The organism is Adlercreutzia sp. (assembly GCF_056795635.1).
Genome location: NZ_JBQIIT010000060.1, coordinates 1,976 through 3,342 on the forward strand (window position 1 = coordinate 1,976; position 1,367 = coordinate 3,342).

Annotated in this window: 1 protein-coding gene and 1 pseudogene; both read left to right on the forward strand. The window is 61.4% G+C overall.

Annotated features, from left to right (window positions below):
- A pseudogene (locus ACTOXK_RS12210) lies at window positions 1-894 on the forward strand (coproporphyrinogen dehydrogenase); the annotation flags it as partial.
- A gap of 9 nt (window positions 895-903) precedes the next feature.
- Window positions 904-1,367: prepilin peptidase (locus ACTOXK_RS12215; RefSeq protein WP_482280012.1), on the forward strand; the 464-nt coding region annotated here is incomplete at its 3' end.

Sequence of the window (1,367 nt, forward strand, 5' to 3'; positions counted from 1 at the left end):
GAACGTATCGGTGAGGCGTCGCCGTATTTCGTGTCTATGAACGCCGATATGATATTCAATTTCCCGGCTCAGACAGAGGACTCGCTCATTCGCGATATCGAGATGGTGGTGGCCTCTGGGGCGAGCCAAACCACGTTCTACCCGCTGATGGCGTCGCCCTCGGTGCAGCGTTCCATGGCAGCCACCGTCGGGGCCGTGGACTACAATCGCGAACAGCGCTTCTATGAGATCATCTGCGACCTTCTCCTCGGCGATTTGCCCCATGGCGCCCCTGGCTTGTTCGAACTGGGAAGCGCCTGGACGTTCAACCGCCGCGGCACCGGCGCTGCCGGCGAGGATGCCATGATCGACGAGTATGTGGTCGACTACGAGGAGTATCCGGCCATCGGATCGGGTGGCATCACCTATTTGGGCGAGAACTTGTACGTGAACACTTTCTCGGTGCGCGAGTACAACGAGGCTATCGAGAGCGGCCGTATGTCCATGATGGGCAAGACCACCTTCAGCTTACGCGATCGCATGCGTTACCGCTTTATGATGCAGTTGTTCGGCCTGCGTCTGGATAAGCGTCAGTTCAAGCGCGATTTCGGTATGTCGATCGAACGTGGTTTGCCGGTGGAGATGGCCTTCATGCGCACCTGCGGGGCTTTTGCCATCGACAACGACGACGAGCTGACGCTTACGCCGAAGGGCCGCTATCTGGTGGTGGTCATGATGCGCCAGTTCTTCATCGGTGTGAACAACCTGCGCGATCAGGCCCGGGCGGCGCTGACCGGAGAGGAGCGTGAGCTCATCTTTGGCGACGGATGCAAGAAGGAGGCCGCGGACGAACGCGCCGTGGCCGCAGCCGATGCGTTGGCCGACGGGGCCGCGGCCGAGGCGGCGGAAAGGTAACCCGCGGCCATGACCTACGTTTCGGTCGTCACTCTTGTCGCCTATGGCTTGGTGCTGGTCATCCTGGCTGCCATCACTGTGGTTGATGTGCGCCAGCGCCGCATCCCCAACGTGCTATCAGGCGGTTTGGCAGCGCTTTGGGTTGTGTGGCGCGTAGTGCTTGCCTTTGCCGGGGAGCATATGGGGCTGGGGTTCGGTGCCGAATTCATCGCCCCGGCTCCCACGGTGCTCGTGCCCCCGGGTTTGGAAATCGTCGGTGCCTCGTTTGCCGGCGGCATCATCGGCGCCGTCATTCTCGGCGGCGGCCTCCTCATTCTGACGGTCCTTTACGAGGCGATAACCCACAAAGAGTCGTTCGGCGGGGGCGATATCAAGTTGATGGCGGCCCTCGGCCTGTTTCTCGGTGCCGAGCGTGGGCTTATCTGTCTGCTGGCCGCTTGCGCATTGAGCTTGATATACGCCGGCGTTCGCCA